Below are 17,438 nucleotides of genomic sequence, written 5' to 3'. Positions count from 1 at the left end.
AGAATTTGGTGCCGTACCTTTCCGGCATTTGGGTCGGCACCCGAAGCGGCGACCGGCGGACCAGGGATCGGTGCAGCACGTATGATCCTCAGGTACTCGACTGTCGGATTCCGTGGCGTCTCCGAGGGCGAACGGTGTTGGAGCTCGCGCATCACCTGTACGGCGTTTCCACTTCACTGTCAGCGATAGCCAGTAGGTGACGGGAGTCGTGCTTTGCAGGGGTTCTCACAGGTTGCGGGAGTCGACGGGCCGCTGGAGCAGATCCCGGCGGCCGGCAAACGCAAAGTCGTTTTCTGGGCGTCGGTCATCGCGGTAGGCGGCTTTCTTTTCGGCTACGACACCGGCGTCGTCTCCGGTGCGCTCCTTTACATCAGCGCGGAGTTCGACCTGAACTCCGTGCAGCAGGGCAGCATCGTGAGTGTGCTGCTGATCGGCGCGATGATCGGTGCGATGTCGGCCGGGCGCATCGCCGACCGCCTCGGACGGCGCAAGGCACTCGGGATCGAGAGCGCGGTGTTCATCGTCGGCACGCTGATCGCGGTGGCCGCCCAGGACTACTGGTTGCTGTTGATCGCACGGCTGGTGCTCGGTCTCGCGGTGGGCGCTGCCTCGGCGACGGTGCCGGTCTATCTGTCCGAGATCTCGCCCGCGCCGATCAGGGGCCGGATCCTGAGCATGAACCAGCTCATGATCACCGTCGGCATCGTGGTGTCCTACCTGGTCGATTTCGGGTTCTCCGGTAGCGAGAGCTGGCGCGCGATGTTCGCGGTCGGACTCGTTCCGGCGGTGGTGCTGTGCCTGGGCATGGTGTTCGTCGTTCCCGAGTCCTACGCGTGGCTGCTCGCCCATGGACACGTCGACGAGGCCCGCAAGCTGGTCACCTCGGTGGCGGGCGGCGAGCTCGCCGAGCGTGTGATTCAGCGGTTTCGGCAGGACGAGGGGCAGACCCCGAGGCAGGTGACCGGTGTCCGTGCCCTGCTGGCGGCTCCGGTGCGTCCCGCGTTGATCGTCGGGGTCACGCTGGCGGCGATTCAGCAATTCGGCGGCATCAACACCATCATCTATTTCGCGCCCACCATCATCGAGAACACCGGCTTGACCGCGTCGAATTCGATTTTCTACTCGGTGTTCATCGGGCTCGTCAACCTGATCATGACCGTGGTCTCGATCGGAACCGTCGACCGTTTCGGCCGCCGCTTGCTGCTCGTCGTCTCGCTGCTCGGCATGCTGGTCGCCGTGACCCTGCTCGGCCTGTCCTTCATCATCGAGATGAGCCCGCGGCTGTCGCTGGTGTTCATGGTGCTCTACATCGCCAGCTTCGCCGGCGGGCTCGGCCCCGTGTTCTGGGTCATCGTCGGCGAGATCTTCCCGCCGCAATCGCGCGCCGCCGGTTCCAGCGCCGCCACCACCGTCAACTGGTTCTCGAATTTTGTTGTCAGCCAAGCATTCCTGCCCCTGGCAGGCGTTCTCGGCCAAGGCCAGACCTTCCTCGTCTTCGGCGTGATCTGCCTGCTTGGCCTGCTGTTCGTCACGCGATTCGTCCCCGAAACCAAGAACCGGGGCTACGACGAGATAGACACCGCGCTGCGTAACCGTTTCGGGCATGGGCGGCGGGCCGATGCGGCGGCGGGGAGTGCCGAATGAAGCAGCGTTCACGGGCAGTGAGCACATAAGAAGCCTGTGAACACGAACGGGTGATGGTGGCTGGATTTCGGCCACCATCACCCGAATATCGGAGTCGGCTGTGCTGTTCAGGGGAGGCGGGGGTGGTAGTGGTCGAGCCAGATCGCGAAGTCGAGGAGTTGTTCGAGGTCGAAGCGGTCGGGATCGAGCACCTGGTCCGCGGGGAGGTCGACGGCCTTGGTCACGGCGTCGCGATCGTATAGCTGGAATACCGGATGGTGCGGTGTCTCTAGCAGATCGGCTGCTTGCATGCGGATCGCCTCGGTGTATTCGAGGTTTTTGGTGGTGGGGTAGTGGCTCTTCACCCGGTCGACGACGGCGCGCGGGAGGGTGTCGGCGGTGGCGGCGCGAAGCAGGCTTTTCTCTCGTCCGTCGAAGGTTTTCAGTGACCATGGGGTGTTGTAGACGTATTCGACGAGGCGGTGGTCGCAGTAGGGGACACGGACTTCGAGGCCGACGGCCATGCTCATGCGATCCTTCCGGTCGAGCAGGGTGCGTAGCAACCGGGTGATGTGCAGGTGGGAGACCCGGCGCATGCGGAACTCCAGATCCGTTTCGCCTTGCAGGCGAACGACTTCGGCGGTCGCGTCGGCGAAGCTGTCGGCAAGGTAGGTGGCGAGATCCAGGGCTGCGGTCAGGTCGGGGTCGAGTAGTCTGGTGCGCTGCACGAACTCCGGCGGAAGCACGGTCAGCCAGGGGAAAGTGTGCAGGCCGTGCTCGGCGGCCGCGTCGAACCAGCGGTAGCCCGCAAAGACCTCGTCCGCCGACTCACCGGACAGTGCCACGGTCGAGTGCTCACGAATCGCCTTGAACAGCAAATACAGTGAGGCATCGGAGTCGCCGAGACCCGAAGGTAGATCACGGGCGAGGACCACCGCGCCCCGCACCGCGGGGTCGGCGAGTGCCGAACTGTCCAACGTGATGTTTCGATGGGCGGATTCCACATGGCTTGCGACGGCGCGAGCGTAGGGCGCGTCGAGCGTCGACCGCCACTCGTCCGGCACGAAATCCTCTTCCTGATGGCGGAACTCGATGCTGAAGCTGCGCACCTGCTCGCCCGTCTCGCGCAACCGCGCGGCGGCGAGCGCCGTCAACGCGGATGAGTCGAGACCGCCGGACAGCAGGACGCCGCGTGGTACGTCCGAGATCAGTTGCCGGGCAACGGCATCGTTGAGCAGCTCGCGCACGGTCCGTACCGTCGTCGCGCGGTCGTCGCGGTGTTCGGCGGTGCACAACGACCAATACTCGGTTGTGCGAATTCCTTCGCGGCCGACCGTCACCACCGTGCCGGGCTGCACCTGGCGCATGCCCGCCCAGACCGCCTGCTCGGGCCGGGCGCACACGACGAACAGCTCGCGCAGACCATCCACATCGATTGCCTTGTCGGCCAACGGATTAGCAAGTATCGCCTTCGGCTCGGAACCGAACAGCACACCGTCGGCGGTCGGGTAATAGTAGAAAGGTTTGATACCCAGGCGATCCCGCACCATCACCAGCCGATCGATGCGCGAATCCTAGATGGCGAAGGCGTACATGCCGTTGAGCCGCTCCGCGAACGCCGCGCCCCACTCCAGGTAGGCACGCAGCACGACCTCGGTATCGGACTCGGTGGTGCACCGCTGCCCACGCGCCCGCAGTTCGACGCGGAGCTCGCGGAAGTTGTAGGCCTCGCCCGAATAGACCATGGCGACAACACCTTCCGGTGTGTCGATGGTCATCGGCTGGGCGCCGCCGTCCAGGTCGATGATGGCCAGTCGCCGATGGCCGAGGGCGACGTGGGGCGCGCGCCAGACGCCCGCGTCGTCCGGGCCCCGGCATGCCATGGTCGCCGTCATCGCATCGATGTCTTTGTTCGCTGTCGAGAGGTCGCGCTGGAAGGCGACCCATCCGGTGATTCCGCACATGCCACAATACTAGAGAGACTCTAAAGTTCTAGCAACTATAACTTTATTGTCGATATAGTAAGCTGCGGCTATGGGTGAACCGGGGCTGCGCGAACTCAAGAAGCAGCGAACCAAGGCGGCCATCGCGCAAGCGGCGTACCGCCTCTTCGATGCACAGGGTTACGACGAGACCACCGTCACCGAAATCGCTGCGGCGGCGGAGGTTTCGCCCGCGACCTTCTTCAACCACTTCCCGACGAAGGAGGCGGTGCTCTTCGCCGAGGGCGGCGAACTGCTCGACGTCGGCCTCGCCTCGATCGCGGCCCGGCCCGACGGCGCGCACATCGGCGACGTGCTCGCCGAGTCCATGCACGCGATACTGCGGGAGATGGCGGGCGGCCCCCGTGACCCGTCGGGTGAACTGGAGGCCGCCCGGCTTCGGCTGTTGATGTCGGTTCCGTCGCTGCGCGCCGCCACCCTGCAGCGCCTCTTCGAGGTGGAGGATCGGCTCGCTCAGGCGTTGAGTGCGGCGTTTCCCGATGTTATCGACGACGTGCGGGCCGCGGTCCTGGTCGGTGGGCTGTGCGGTGCGCTGTTCGCCGGCGGCCGAGCGGCGATGCGCGCAGGCGGGACCTTCCAGGAGGCGATCGACGGCGCGCTGGCATTGGCGATCAGTGCGGCGGGCGACCTCGATATCCGCTGAATCGACCATACGGCCGCGGCTCTACCGAGGGTTGGAACCGCCGATCCTTTCAGTGGGTTCACGCTGGCGGCGATTCGGTGGCATGCGCGATCTCGATGAGTCCGTCGTGGGATTCACGAGTTGGCGAATCGCGTTGCGGCCCAACCATGGTCGAGCTGCGTTGCGGCATTCTGGCTTCGCTCGGTCTCGGCGGCCGAGGCGGCCCGCACGCGGATACCGAGCGTGCGGGCGCCGAATCGCGTTTACCCCGTTGGTAGTTCGAGCCTGGTCGCCAGCGCTTCCAGCAGTTCGACTTGTTGTCGCGGGTCGGCGGGTATGAGGTGGAGCGCGATGTGCACCTCGTCGGCGCCGACGGCGGTGGCGTGGTCGAGTTCGTTGAGCACGGCGTCGGTGAAGGCGTTGGGGGAGAGGGGATCACGTCCCACGATCACGTTCACCACGACGGTGCCGGTGCCGCCGGCCGCCCGGTACCAGCTGACGTGGGTACTGGTGTCGTCCCAGTCGATGGCGGTGGTGATGTAGCCGTCGCCGATGCGGGCCGCCCGTTCGATGGTGTGGCGGGTGATCGCGCCGATGAACAGGGGGATGGCGCGGCTTGGTTTCGGGCCGACCATGGACGGCGGGATCTGGTAGTGCTTACCGCGGAACTCGACGGGGTCGGGCGCCCAGCACGCCCGCATCGCGGCGATGTGCTCGACGAATCCGGCTCCTCGGCGGCTGGCCGGCACCCCGGCGGCGGTGAACTCCTCGGGGATGTAGAACGGCGGTACCCGGGTGCCGCCGCCCTGGCCGATACCGACGTCCACCCGTCCGCCGGACAGCCGGTCGAGCGTGGCCAGCCTGCGAGCCAGGACGATGGGCGGCTGGAAGATCGAGTTCACGATGTCGGTGGTCACGCGGATCCGGCTGGTGTGGGCGGCGGCCCAGGTCAGCACCTCCAGGGAGTCCCAGGCATGGGACTCGGGCAGGCCCGCATCGTTGTTCCAGTGCGGTCCGGTGGGGATGAGCAGCCGGTCACTGGCGGACACGGCGTGGAATCCGAGCCGGTCGGCGGCCTGCGCCACCATGACGACCGCCTCGGGTCCGGCGTACGGGTCGATGTAGGGCAGGCTGACGCCGATGCGGGGAAGATTCATTCCTATACTCCAGTAGCCGTTGGACAGGGAACGCCCAGGTGGGGGCGTCCTCAGCGGATAGTCGGAGCGGGCGGATATTTTTTGCGTCCCCCGGCACCGCAAGAATGCGATACGGGCTCCGACTTGATGGTGAACGGCGCCTCGAAGACGGTGCCGCGAACCTTGAAGGAGACGACGTGAAGTTCTTGTTGATCATGCACAGCAACCCGCAGGTCTGGGATGCGCTGACCGAGCAGGAGCGCAACGAGGTGATGAGCGGCCACGGCGCGTTCATGGAGACCGTCAAGAAGTCCGGGGAGATGCTCGGCACCACCGCGCTGGCGGACCCGTCGGAGAGCGCCGTGGTCCGGGTGCGGGGCGGTGTGCAGGCCGTGACCGACGGGCCCTACCTCGAGGCGAAGGAATACCTCGGCGGCTACTACCTGGTGGAATGCGCCAGCCGGGAGCGCGCTTTGGAGCTGGCCGCGCTCATCCCCGACGCCGGTGTCGAGGGCCTCGGCATCGAGGTGCGGCCGGTCGTCTTCGCGGGTACAGCCGACGATTGAGCCCACGGTGAAGTTCCTGCTGAATCTCTATCTGGACGCCGCGGCCCTGCCGGGAGACGGTTTCGACCACGAGGGGTTCCTGTCCGCGGCCGCGCGGACAGGGGAGTTGATCAGCGGTCACGTGTTCGCCGACCCGTCCATCAGTGCCGTCGTACGGGTGCGGGACGGTGTGGTGACGGTGACCGACGGTCCGTATCCGCAGGGTCCCGATCATGTCGCCGGCCAGTACCTCGTCGACTGCGAAAACCGTGAACGCGCACTGGAATTGGCCGCGTCGATCATGAGCGAGCGGGTCGGCGGCGTGGAGGTGCGACCGTTGATGGACTCGGCCGGGATGGAGATGTGAGCACGTCCGAACGGGTCGGGGACCTGCTGCGCGAACTGGCGCCGCAGGTCCTCGGCGTACTCCTGCGCCGGCACGGCGGGTTCGAGAAGTGTGAGGACGCGGTGCAGGAAGCGTTGCTGGCCGCGGCGATGCAGTGGCCCGGCGAAGGACTCCCGGAGAACCCGCGATCCTGGTTGATCACCGTCGCCGCCCGCAGGCTGGTCGATCACGTACGCAGCGAACAGGCCCGCCGCCGCCGTGAGATCACCGCGGCGGTGCAGGAAGCGCCGGACATCGACCTCTCGCCGCCCGGCGACGCAGCCGCCGGCGATCAGGACGACACGCTCGCGCTGCTGTTCCTGTGCTGCCACCCCGCGTTGACCCCCGCCTCGCAGGTCGCGCTCACGTTGCGCGCGGTCGGCGGCCTCACCACCGCCGAGGTGGCGCGGGCTTTCCTCGTGCCGGAGGCCACCATGGGGCCGCGGATCAGCCGTGCCAAGCAGCGGATAAAAGCGTCCGGAGCGTCGTTCGCGATGCCGAGCGCGCAGCAGTGGGCCGAGCGGCTGGACGCGGTCCTGCATGTGCTCTACCTGATCTTCAACGAGGGCTACACCGCCAGTTCCGGACCCGACCTGCACCGCGGTGAGCTCACCGCGGAGGCGATCCGGCTCACCCGAATGCTGCACCGATCCTTGCCCGCCGACGGCGAAGTCACCGGGCTGCTGGCGCTGATGCTGCTGACCGACGCCCGCCGAGCGGCCCGCACCGGCCCGGACGGCGCGTTCATACCCTTGGCCGAACAAGACCGAAAACTGTGGGACGCCAACCTGATCGAGGAAGGCGCCGCCCTGATCACCGACGCCATGTCCGCCTCGCCGCTGGGCCCGTACCAGCTGCAAGCGGCGACCGCCGCACTGCACGTCCAGGCGCCGCGAGCCGAGGACACCGACTGGGAACAGATTCGCATCCTGTACGGCATCCTCTGCCGGATCGCGCCGAACCCGATGGTCACACTCAATTACGCTGTCGCGGTAGCGATGACGCGAGGGCCCCGGACCGGACTCGAACTGCTGGAAACACTCGACGACGATCCCCGGATCGCCGGCCACCACCGTCTCTACGCCGTCCGCGCCCACCTCCAAGAGCAAGCAGGCGAGTACGCCGCAGCGCGAGCGAACTACGAAACAGCGGCCCGGCGCACCACAAGCCTCCCCGAACAACGCTATTTACGGGACAGAGCGACTCGGTTGGATCCCGGTCGCTGAGTCCTTCAGTCGGCGACCGCTACCACGCTCGGCGTCGTTTCGTAGGCGTCGAGGTCGAATTTGCGGAGTAGTCGGCGGAATCGGAAGCTGAAGTCGGGCCACAGGGCGGTGTTGTGGCCGTGTTTGTCGGTGAACCAGTTGGTGCAGCCGCCGGTCAGCCAGACTCCGCCGGCGGTCTTTTCGCGTAGTAGCCGATTGTGGTTGTCCTGGGCGGACTTTCGGACCTCGAAGGTGCGTACGCCGCGGCGTTCCAGCGTCGCGATGGCGTCGAGCACGTAGGTGATCTGGGATTCGATGGCATAGATGATCGAGGTGTAGTTGAACCCGGCGTTGGCGCCGAGCAGGACGAAGGCGTTCGGGAAGTTGGCGACGGTCGTGCCTTTGTAGGCTTGCACCCCTTCGGCGTCGAACACCTCGGACATCGTGCGCCCGTCCCGGCCGGTGAACAGGTCGAACGTCGGTGAGTCGGCGACGCGGAAGCCGGTGGCGAGCACGATGGCGTCGACGGCGCGTTCGGTGCCGTCGCTCGACACGATCGAGTGCTCCCGGATCTCCTTGATGCCGTCGGTGACGAGGTCGACGTTGTCGCGACCGAGCGCCGGATAGTAGTCGTTGGAGATCAGCATCCGTTTGCACCCGATCCGGTAGTTCGGGCGCACCTTCCGGCGCAATGCCGGATCTCTTATCTCCCAGCGCATCTTGATATACGCGATCAGTGCGATCAACGCCGCGGCGGGTGGGAATTTGTTCTGCCAGAGGACGAACGTCTCCCGCCACGCGTAGTCGGCCGCGCGCACCAGTCGTTGGAGACCGGGAATATGCTGGTAGGCAAAGCGTTCCGGCCGACTGTACGAGTGGATCACGCGTGGCAGCACCCAGGGCGCGCTGCGCTGGTACACGTCGAGCCGTGCGGCGGCGGGCGCGATGGACGGCACGATCTGGATGGCGGAGGCGCCGGTGCCGATGACGGCGATCCGCTTGCCCGTCAGGTCCGCGTCGTGATCCCAGCGCGCCGAGTGGAAGATCTTGCCCCGGAATGTGTGAATCCCTTTGATATCGGGCAGTTTCGGCTCGCAGAGGGGCCCGGCGGCGGACACGGCGATATCGGCCGTGAACGCGCCCCTGGTGGTCTGGACCTCCCACCGGGCCGCGGTGTCGTTCCAGCGCGCGGCCGTCACTTCGCAGCCGAAGATGTGCTTGTCGCGCACCGCGTATCGGTCCGCCACACTCCGGATGTACCGCTGGATCTCCGGCTGCGACGAGAAGGAGCGCGACCAGTGGGGATTCAACGCGAAGGAATACGAATACAGCTGGGACGGCACGTCGCAGGCGGCCCCCGGATAGGTATTGTCGCGCCAGGTACCGCCGACGTCGTCTGCGCGCTCGAGTACGAGAAAATCGGTGTACCCCTGCTGGCTGAGCCGGACCGCCAAACCCAGCCCGGCGAAACCACTTCCGATGATCAATATCCGCGTGTGACGCGGTGGCGGCTCGCTGCGCGCACGGGTTATGTTGTCGCTCATCGGGCCTCGTAGATTCTCTTGTGCCCGGAGATCTCCGCCAGCCGGAACGGGCGGCTCGTCTCCGCGCGGGTGGCGTGGTACATGCCGTCGGTGGGCGCCTGCGCTTCGTGCAGTTCGCGGTAGCGGTCGTAGCCGAGCGGCTCCCGCGAGCTGATCGCGGCCCGGTTGGCCTCGGTCCTGAGATGCTCGCGGTAGCCGGGTCGCACAGTGCCGCTGAAGAATTCGGCGACGCTGCCCGAGCCGTAGCTGATGAAGGCGAGCGGCCTGCCCGCCAGATCGTCGGCGTGGTCGAGCAGCGACGCCAGGCCGAGGTAGACCGAGGCGGTGTAGCTGTTGCCGACGGTGCGGTTGTAGAAGGTGGTGTCGCGGATCGCGGCGTCGATCGCGGCCGCGTCGGCGGTGTGGCTCTGGCTCTCCATCAGGTGCCGGTGCGCCTTGTAGGCCATCTTCGTGAAGGGCTGGTGGTAGCAGAAGGCGGCGAACTCGGTGAGGTCGCGGCCGCCGCGACGCCGATAGTCGGTCCACGCTTCCTGCGTGGCCTTCTGGTAGGCGTTGACGGAGGTCTTGCCGTCGACCACCGCTTCGGTGCGGTAGTTGGGGCGCCAGAAGTCCATCACGTCCGCGCTGTAGAGCCCCGAGTACGGATCCAGTTGCAGGATGGCCGGATTCGCGCTGACGAGCATCGCGACCGCCGCGGCGCCCTGCGTCGGCTCGCCGGGGCTGTCGAGTTCGTACTTGGCGATGTCGGTGGCGATGACGAGCACGCGCTCCGACGGGTCGCGCGCGATCAGTGCCGCGGCGAACTGCAGCCCGGCCGTGCCGCTGTAGCAGGCCTGCTTGAGCTCGACGACGCGCGCGGTGTTCGGCAGGCCGATGAGCGGGTGCAGGTAGAGGCCGGCCGACTTCGATTGATCCACACCGCTTTCGGTGGCGAGGAGCACCGTGCGGATGTTGTCGACCCCGTGCCGGTCGAGGATGGGCTTGGCGGCGGCCGCGGCGATGGTGACGATGTCCTCGTCGGCGGCGGCGACGCTCATCTTGTCCTGGCCGATGCCGAGATGGAACTTGTCGGGGTCGACGCCGAAACGCTCGGCGAGCACCGCGTGGTCGAGGGCGTAGTGGGTGGTGGCGAAGGAAAGGTCGTGGATGCCGACCGGTGTAGTGGTCATCGTGGTACTCCGTTGCTTGCGGTGGGCCGTTCGAATTGGGTGTGGGCGCGCATCAATTCGCCCCGGTTGGTCTGTGCCGCCATCAGGGACAATTCGCCGCACAGCACGGTGGCCGCCGCGATGGCGGCGAGCCTGCGGGCGTTGTCGCCGGGCTCCCTGGTCTCCCGGCAACCGAGCCGGGCCAGGTTCTCGTCGACGAAGCTCGCGTGTTTGCCGTTGCCGACCGTCCCGACGATCAGATTGGGCAACGTGCAGGAGAAGTAGAGGTCGCCGTCGCGGTCCTCGGCGTGGGTGATGCCTTGGGAGCCCTCCACGATATTCGCGGCGTCCTGCCCGGTGGCCAGGTAGAAGGCCAGCAGCATGTTGGCGTAATGCGCGTTGGCGGAACGGATTCCGCCCGCAAGCAGGGTGCCGATGAGGTTCTTGCGAATGTTCAGCTCGACCACCTGCCGGGCGGTGGTGTGCAGCTTCGTCGCTACCAGTTCACGGGGTATGAGCAGTTCGGTGATGACGTTCTTGCCGCGCCCGAGAATCCCGTTGACGGCCGTCGCCTTCTTGTCGGTGCAGTAGTTGCCGGAGATCGAGACATAACGCAGGCCGGGCAGCGTTGCCAGGATGTGGTCCATCAGGTGGTCGCCCGCGAGCGTGGCCATGTTGTGGCCGGAGGCGTCGCCGGTGCTGAACTCGAAACGCAGGAACAGCAGATTCCCGGTGATCTGGTGGTGCAGGTCGATGAGCTTCGCGTACCGGCTGCTACCGGCGGCCACCTCCTGCAGTCGCGCGAAGTCGTCCCGCAGCCGGCGCACAGCGGTGTGCGCGGTGTAGGCGTCGTCGGCCTCGACCAGGATGGAGCGGGTCATTCGGTCGTCGACAAGCGTTGCCACGACACCTTTTTCGGTCAGGGTCGCGACGCGCGCGCCGCGGCCGACCGAGGGCCACAGCGGTGATTCGTAGGTGGCCAACGGAACGTCGACGAGGCCGTCGACGGTGTTGCCGGTGATACGCAGCGGTCCCACCCACTGCAGCGGGACGGCCGCGTGCGACATGTCATTCATGGGTGGCTCCTTTGTGGTCGTTCGGACTCGCTCCACCAGAGACTGCGGTGGGCATAGGCGGCCGCGTCGATGCCGCGCAGCTGACAGAAGGTGGCGACCTCGCCGGTGAGCAGCAGATCGCAGCCGGCCAGATCGGCGGGGGTGCGGGCGCCGAGCACGGTCAAGATGTCGCGCAGCTGGTCGAGCCACGTCCGGATCATCCCGACCAGCGCCGCGGTGTCCTGCCGGACGAGGGTCTCGAGGAAGACGCCCGCTACACCGGTCGCGTTGGCGCCCAACGCCAATGCGCGGGCGACGTCGAGCGGCGAGCGCAGGCCGCCGGACGCGGCGAGGTCGAGGCCGACGACGCCGGCGCAGTCCAGCAGGCAGTTCGGCGTGGACTGGCCCCAGCCTTCGATGAAGGCGAAATCCGCCGCGCTGCGCCGATCGTTCTCGATCCGCGCGAAGTTGGTGCCGCCGCGGCCGCCGACATCGGCCACCGCGACACCGGCCTCGCGCAGCCAGGTGACGGTTTGCCTGCTGAGACCGAACCCGACTTCCTTGACGATCACCGGAACGGGCACGTTGGCCGTGATGTGCTCGATCTGCCGCGGCCAGGACCCGAAAGAGCGGTCGCCTTCGGGCATGACGATCTCCTGGACCGCGTTGAGGTGGATCTGCAAGGCGTCGGCCTCCAGCAGATCGATGGCCCGCCGGGCCTGGTCCAGGGTCGCGGTGGCGTTGACATTGGCCATGACGAAGCCGTGCGGATTCTCCTGTCGCAGCACCCGATACGTGTCGGCGACCGAGATGTCGCGGAAGAAGGCGCTCATCGATCCGGACGCGAGGGGAATCCCGGTCTCCCGGGCCGCGATCGCCAACTGGCGGTTGATCTCTCCGGTCTGCCTGCTGCCGCCGGTCATCCCGTTGATGAACAGCGGTGTCTCCCAGTGCTTCCCGGCGAAGTCCACGCCGAGCGACACGTCTTGGCGGTCGAGGCCGGCGAGGGCGTGGTGGATGAAGGTGACCGAGTCGAAATCGTTGGCGCCGTGGCGGTGTTGGTTCACGGCGTGCCGGACGTGGTCGTCCTTGCGGTCGGCGATCATGCGCGGGCCCCTTCGCACGGGTGGATCCGCAGCGGCAGCGGCCGGATTCCGGCGCTGACCCAGCGGTCGGTGAGTTCGGTGATCGCCGCGGCGCGGGTGCGCTCGATGAGCGCGATGCCGCAGTCGCCGCCGCCGGCGCCCGAGGGTTTGGCCGCGGCGCCCACCGCCTCGCCCGCATCGCACAGTGCCTGCAGGCGGGGCGTCATGATGCCCAGGCGATCCGTCGCGTCGAGCTCCGTGAGAAGCGCTCGGGCACGGCGGATTTCGAGCTGGATGGCGAGCGAGTCGTCGGCCTCGAGCGCGTCGACGAGTCGCTCGACGCACTGGTCGCTGTCGGACAGGAAGGCAGAACGGTCACGACGCCTGTCACCCAGCCCGGCAACGAGTTTCGGTGTCGACGCGGGTACCCCGGTCCAACCGACTTGCATCGCGAGTCCGGTCGGTGTCGGCAGGGGACGCACCGAAAGTCCGGGCCATGGCGCATGGAGTGCGGCGTCCACCCCGCGGTGTTCGGCCACGTGCTCGCGGTCGGGCGAGCGGTAGGCGAGCCAGCCGCCCCAGGTGCTGGCCGCGATATCGCCCCCGGAGGCGCGCGGGTTGATCGAGATGGTTGCCAGCATCGCCAGCTGATATCGGTCCATCGCGCTCAGGTCGAGCCGGTGGAACTGCCCGAGTGCGTCGACGGTCGCGACGGTCACGGCGGCGCTCGCGCCGAGGCCGAACTTCCTGCCGTCCGTATCGCCCAGGTCGGTGCTGATCGTCAGGTGGAAAGGCCGTGCCGGAGCCCCACGTTCGACAATCAGCCGATCGATGACCTCGGCTGCCGCGAAGACATACGCGAACGCTTCGGGCACACGGGAGTCGACGGTCGACGGCACCAGTCGGTCGCCGTCGCGCCGGCACGAAAGCGTCCCGCCGCCATCGAGTTCCGAACGCAGTGTCGTATCGCCCTCGGCCGCACGCACCGTCGCGGTCGCATAGCGGTCGATCGCGGCGAGCACCGCACGATGCCCCGGCTGCACCACCGCGTATTCGCCTGCGATGAACAGCTTTCCGGGAGCGCGACAGGTGATCATCGGTCCTCGCCCGGGACGAGGGTCGCGCCGGGGCCGAGGTGTGCCGTTCGGGGGTCGACGAAGTCGCCGACGGCCCGCAGCGCGGCGGTTACTCGCGCCGCGTCGGCACGCGCGCACAGCACGGTGACATTCGGCCCGGCATCGATGGTGGCGTACGCGGCGACACCGTCGGCGCGCAGCGCGAGCACCGCGTCCAGGACCGCGATCGACTGCGGCGACAGATACCGAATCCCCGGCCGCGCCGCGAGCATGCTGGCATGCATCCCCAACGCGTTGCGCTCGGCGATCTCGCCGACCGCTGGAAGGTCCTGGCGCGCAATCGCTTTCTGCATCTCGACCAGATCGATCTCGGACGAATCGGCCCACGGCCGGTAGAACGGCGAGGTGGCGACGGTGCGCCGCATGGCATCCCGGCTCGACACCGCCTTCGACGCGTGGTCGACCACCGCGACGACCAGCGCCGGGTCGAGCGCCTCGCCGCCGATCGGCTCGGCGTAGGAACTGAGATCACCCGCGGTGCCGTCGCCGTCGCCCGCGTGCCACACCACGAACCCGCCGAAGATGGATCGGCTGGCCGATCCGGAGCCCCGCCGCGCCAGCCTCGACAGCGCGCGGTCGTCCGCGTCGAGCCGATAGGCGGCGGCCGCCGCGGTGGCCAGTGCGGCGAACCCGCTGGCGGAGGAGGCCAGGCCCGCGCCCGTCGGTCCGGCGTTGGTGGAGACGACCATGGCGTGTTCGGTGCGGTGCGCACGAGAACGAACCAGGTCGAGGAACCGGGCCACCCTGGTGTACGCCTCGCCGACCGCCGGCCGGCCGTTGAGCACGACGACATCAGCGGGTTCGTCGATCAACCGCACCGCGGTCGTCGTCGGATAGATGTCCAGCGTCATCGACAGGCTGCCGGTGACGGGAAGGAACAACGCCTCGTCACGCTTGCCCCAGTACTTCACCAGGGCGATGTTCGGATGCGCGACCGCAACGGCCGCGTCCGCGTCGGTGGCTCCGGACTCGGGACGCCGCGCGGCGTCGAGATCTGATGCTGAGGTGAATGTCATCGGCGGGTATCCCGTTCCGGCATCGTGGGGGACAGGGGAGTCGTGTGCGGCTCCCGGGTCCCGAGGATCCAGGTCTGCGCGGCGCCCGCTCGGCGCAACGCCGCGCTCACCCGCTCGGCGTCGCCCGTCTCGGTGAGCGCGAGAACGCAGCCGCCGTGACCCGCGCCGGTCAGTTTCGCGCCGAGCGCGCCCGCTTTCATCGCCGCGGTGACGAGGTTGTCGAGTTGCGGTGTGCTGACGCCGAGTTCGTCGAGCAGGTCATGGAAGGCGAGCAGGGTGCTGCCCAGCGGTTCGGCGCGCCCCGCGGACAGGTCCGCGGCGGCGGATCCGATCAGTTCCTCAGCCCGGCGCAGTAACCGGTTGGCGCGCAGAGGTTCTCGCTCCAGCTTGCGGCGTACGGCGGCCACCGCACGCTGGGTGGCGCCGTAGGTCCCGGTGTCGGCGATCACCAGGGCGGCGTCCAGGTTGATGGTCAGCGGTCGGGACACTCCGGCCTGGAACCAGATCGGCCCGTCCGCCGAAACGGCACTGGCGTCGACGCCGCTGGCCCGGCCGTGCGCGACCTGCTCGCCGCGCTGCACCAGCTCGTAAAGCTCGGTGGCGTCCAGGCTTTCGCCATAGAGATCGGCGACCGCCCGTACCGCGGCGCCCGCGCAGGCGGCACTCGAGCCGAGACCGCGGGCGTGCGGAATGGCGCAGTCGACGACCACTTCGACGACAGCACCGGCCTTTCCCCATCGGCGCAGTGCCTCCTCGACCGCGACCCGCGGCCCGGACATAGGCTCCGTCTGGTCGCTCGTACTCTCTGTGACGAATCGAAGCTGCTGTCCCACAGAAGAATTGACCTTCACCGCCCCGACGGGGCCCGCGATCGCCCGAACCGACAACGCGGGCAACGGAAACGCGAGGGCGGGCGTGCCGTGGACAACGGTGTGCTCGCCCACCAGGATCGTCTTGGCGTGGGCGCGCCCGGCGCCCCGGATGTTGCCCGGGTCCGCGGCCGCTCCGCCGCGTTCGTGAACACGCTGACTGGTCACGTCGATTCATCTCCCATCTCGGGCAGGGTCCGACAGCGCTTCCCCGGGGCAGGGGAAGCGCCGAGTGGTCGGTCCTCAGGGTTGGTGGGTCGAGCGCCGGAAAAGGCTGCGCGGTGACGGGAAGAACGCGGGAACCTCGGCGGCGTAGGCGCGGTAGGCCGCGCCGAACCGGGCGATGAGGTCACGCTCCTCCAGGAAGGTGCCGAGCAGGATGTAGCCGGTCAGCCCGACCGCCCACAGCAGGTGCCCGGCGGTCATCGTGCCGGCGAACCAGAAACTGAGCAGCAGACCGGTCATCAGCGGATGACGCACCAGCCGATACGGCCCGTGCACCTGCAACTGATCGACCGTCGCGTCGGGCACCCTGGTCACGTACTGCCGGTAGGCCTGACTGATGCCGAGCAGATAGAAGTGATTCAGCAGGATGGTGGCCGCGTACACGAGCACGAAGCCGAGCCAGAATCCGGCGTCGAGCACGGTCCGGGCCGTCCCCGTGGTGGCCCAAACCTGTTGCGGCAGTGGCTGCCACGCCAGCATGATCACCCAGACGACCGAACACACCATCACGATGTACACGGTCCGCTCCAGGGCCTCCGGCACCCAGCGGGTGATGAACGCCTTGAACGACGGCCGGGCCATCCCCGAGTGCTGCAGGCCGAACAGCGCGAGCAGCAGCACGTCGATGACGATCGAGGGCAGGGTCGGCAGATGCGGTCCGCGGTCGACCGTCTTGGGTAGCCACCAGCCCCCGGCGAACAGCAACATCAGGGGCACGGTGAGCCCCGCGAAGCCGTAGACGGCGAAGGCGAGCAGGAACGGGACGAGCCTGCGACGGTCCGTCAGGACGTCCCGCACCGGGGGTGGCGTCGTGGTCACACCCATGCGAACCAGGGCAGGTACCGCGCGCGGACCTTACCCTCCTCCATGCGCTTGTCCAGCTTGACTTTCCAGCGCTCACCGTAGGGCGCGTTCAGCCAGCCGTTGCCGGGCCTGACCAGTCGCCAGGCGGAGTTGATCGTCATCCAGTACGGCACGATGACGCCGGGATCGACCTGCCGCATGAAGTCGAGCTTGTCGGGGATCTGGCTCCAGTGCACGCCGGGGTAGCGGTGGTGCACGCTGTGGTAGCCCTGGTTGAAGATGAAGAAGTTGAGGATGTTGCCCGCCGTGTTGAGCGACTTGCTCGGGTCGTCCTCGAAGTCGCGCGCCGGTGCGTGCGTCAGCCAGGCGAAGTAGCCGGAGTTCACCTGGGTGATGACGAACGGCACCCAGTAGAACAGGACGAACCGGAAGGTGTCGGTGGCGATCCAGGTGGCCGCGATCAGCAGCAGCGTCACGGTCATGTCGAACAGGAACTGGTTGCGCCGCTTGCGTTGTCCGTCGGTGGCGTCGGCGGCGAAGACCTTCCTGATGGTGTGCTTCTTGACGATGGTGCCGTACCTGATCCAGTACCAGATCGCGCCGAACCCGCGTTCGCGTCCCTCGGTGGAGGTGACGTCACCGGGGCCGTCGTTGAACCGATGATGGTTCAGGATGTGCACCTCGCGCATCTCCGCGGCGGTCAATGTGGCGGGCAGGCAGCACATCAGGTCCACGAAGCGGTTGAACCTCTTGGACACCGACAGCGGCCGGTGGGTGTGCATGTGCAGCACACCGATGGTGAGCGAGAAGTTGAGCAGGGTCAGGACGATGATGAGCGGGATCGCCACGTACCACTCGGTGGCGACCGGCGCGAGCAGGCCGAAGGCCAGCAAGCCGACCCAGGCCACGATGTGCAGCAGCGGGCCGATATTCGCGGGATGCTCGAGCTTGAGCACCCGTCGGCTGAACGGAATCTCCTCGGGCGATAAGGCTTTCGCGCCGGCGCGAGAGCCCGGACGGGGTGTGACAGTACTCAC

General features: G+C 67.5%; 15 protein-coding genes and 1 pseudogene. 5 read left to right on the top strand and 11 right to left on the bottom strand.

The features are described from left to right. Positions 1 to 213 precede the first annotated feature (213 nt). The gene (locus ON39_RS13850) at positions 214 to 1,644 is read left to right on the top strand and encodes a sugar porter family MFS transporter (RefSeq protein ID WP_040734328.1); all 1,431 of its coding nucleotides are present in this window, start codon (positions 214 to 216) and stop codon (positions 1,642 to 1,644) included. Positions 1,645 to 1,751: 107 nt separating this feature from the next. On the opposite strand, the pseudogene asnB reads toward ON39_RS13850, so the two are convergent. Next, positions 1,752 to 3,587, bottom strand: a pseudogene (asnB, locus tag ON39_RS13845) (asparagine synthase (glutamine-hydrolyzing)). 70 nt (positions 3,588 to 3,657) lie between these two features. On the opposite strand from asnB, the gene ON39_RS13840 reads away from it, so the two are divergent. Next, positions 3,658 to 4,269 carry a TetR/AcrR family transcriptional regulator gene (locus ON39_RS13840; RefSeq protein WP_040734327.1) on the top strand — a complete coding sequence of 204 codons (612 nt, stop codon included), beginning with the start codon at positions 3,658 to 3,660 and terminating at the stop codon, positions 4,267 to 4,269. 242 nt (positions 4,270 to 4,511) lie between these two features. Here the strand turns inward: ON39_RS13840 and ON39_RS13835 are convergent, their stop codons facing one another. Next, complete coding sequence (locus ON39_RS13835; RefSeq protein WP_040734326.1) at positions 4,512 to 5,405, bottom strand: TIGR03619 family F420-dependent LLM class oxidoreductase; 894 nt, start codon at positions 5,403 to 5,405, stop codon at positions 4,512 to 4,514. A 176-nt stretch (positions 5,406 to 5,581) separates the two neighbouring features. Between ON39_RS13835 and ON39_RS13830 the strand changes: the two genes are divergently transcribed. The 3 genes from ON39_RS13830 to ON39_RS13820 are packed head-to-tail and all read left to right on the top strand — an operon-like array spanning position 5,582 to position 7,540. Continuing rightward, entirely contained in the window at positions 5,582 to 5,950 is a 369-nt protein-coding gene (locus tag ON39_RS13830; protein ID WP_040734324.1) for a YciI family protein, read from the top strand. 7 nt (positions 5,951 to 5,957) lie between these two features. Further along, the gene (locus tag ON39_RS13825; RefSeq protein WP_040734323.1) at positions 5,958 to 6,296 is read left to right on the top strand and encodes a YciI family protein; all 339 of its coding nucleotides are present in this window, start codon (positions 5,958 to 5,960) and stop codon (positions 6,294 to 6,296) included. After that, positions 6,293 to 7,540 (top strand): RNA polymerase sigma factor, encoded by a 1,248-nt coding sequence (locus ON39_RS13820; RefSeq protein WP_040734321.1) that lies wholly within the window; start codon positions 6,293 to 6,295, stop codon positions 7,538 to 7,540. The genes ON39_RS13825 and ON39_RS13820 overlap by 4 nt, the downstream gene beginning before the upstream one ends. Before the next feature lie 5 nt (positions 7,541 to 7,545). Here the strand turns inward: ON39_RS13820 and ON39_RS13815 are convergent, their stop codons facing one another. The 9 genes from ON39_RS13815 to ON39_RS13775 form a co-directional block, all read right to left on the bottom strand. Further along, the gene (locus ON39_RS13815) at positions 7,546 to 9,063 is read right to left on the bottom strand and encodes a flavin-containing monooxygenase (RefSeq protein ID WP_040734320.1); all 1,518 of its coding nucleotides are present in this window, start codon (positions 9,061 to 9,063) and stop codon (positions 7,546 to 7,548) included. Beyond that, the gene (locus ON39_RS13810; protein WP_040734318.1) at positions 9,060 to 10,232 is read right to left on the bottom strand and encodes a hydroxymethylglutaryl-CoA synthase; all 1,173 of its coding nucleotides are present in this window, start codon (positions 10,230 to 10,232) and stop codon (positions 9,060 to 9,062) included. Before ON39_RS13810 ends, ON39_RS13815 begins: the two co-directional genes overlap by 4 nt. Continuing rightward, positions 10,229 to 11,287, bottom strand: coding sequence for a hydroxymethylglutaryl-coenzyme A reductase family protein (locus tag ON39_RS13805; RefSeq protein ID WP_211336249.1), 1,059 nt, complete (start codon positions 11,285 to 11,287; stop codon positions 10,229 to 10,231). Before ON39_RS13805 ends, ON39_RS13810 begins: the two co-directional genes overlap by 4 nt. Continuing rightward, entirely contained in the window at positions 11,284 to 12,372 is a 1,089-nt protein-coding gene (gene fni / locus ON39_RS13800) for a type 2 isopentenyl-diphosphate Delta-isomerase (protein WP_040734317.1), read from the bottom strand. The genes ON39_RS13805 and fni overlap by 4 nt, the downstream gene beginning before the upstream one ends. Then, entirely contained in the window at positions 12,369 to 13,448 is a 1,080-nt protein-coding gene (locus ON39_RS13795) for a phosphomevalonate kinase (RefSeq protein ID WP_040734316.1), read from the bottom strand. Before ON39_RS13795 ends, fni begins: the two co-directional genes overlap by 4 nt. Further along, positions 13,445 to 14,503: a diphosphomevalonate decarboxylase gene (gene mvaD, locus ON39_RS13790; protein WP_040734315.1), complete on the bottom strand. Its 1,059-nt coding sequence runs from the start codon at positions 14,501 to 14,503 to the stop codon at positions 13,445 to 13,447. Before mvaD ends, ON39_RS13795 begins: the two co-directional genes overlap by 4 nt. After that, a complete protein-coding gene (gene mvk, locus ON39_RS13785) occupies positions 14,500 to 15,540 on the bottom strand; it encodes a mevalonate kinase (protein ID WP_051186588.1) in 1,041 nt (346 codons plus the stop codon). The genes mvaD and mvk overlap by 4 nt, the downstream gene beginning before the upstream one ends. A gap of 75 nt (positions 15,541 to 15,615) precedes the next feature. Beyond that, on the bottom strand, positions 15,616 to 16,422 hold the full coding sequence (locus ON39_RS13780) for a methyltransferase family protein (RefSeq protein ID WP_040734314.1): 807 nt from the start codon (positions 16,420 to 16,422) through the stop codon (positions 15,616 to 15,618). Beyond that, positions 16,413 to 17,438 carry a fatty acid desaturase gene (locus tag ON39_RS13775; protein ID WP_040734313.1) on the bottom strand — a complete coding sequence of 342 codons (1,026 nt, stop codon included), beginning with the start codon at positions 17,436 to 17,438 and terminating at the stop codon, positions 16,413 to 16,415. The genes ON39_RS13780 and ON39_RS13775 overlap by 10 nt, the downstream gene beginning before the upstream one ends.

Source organism: Nocardia tenerifensis NBRC 101015 (assembly GCF_000308715.1).
Classification (GTDB): Bacteria; Actinomycetota; Actinomycetes; order Mycobacteriales; family Mycobacteriaceae; genus Nocardia; species Nocardia tenerifensis.
This window is presented reverse-complemented; position numbering and strand designations above follow the sequence as displayed.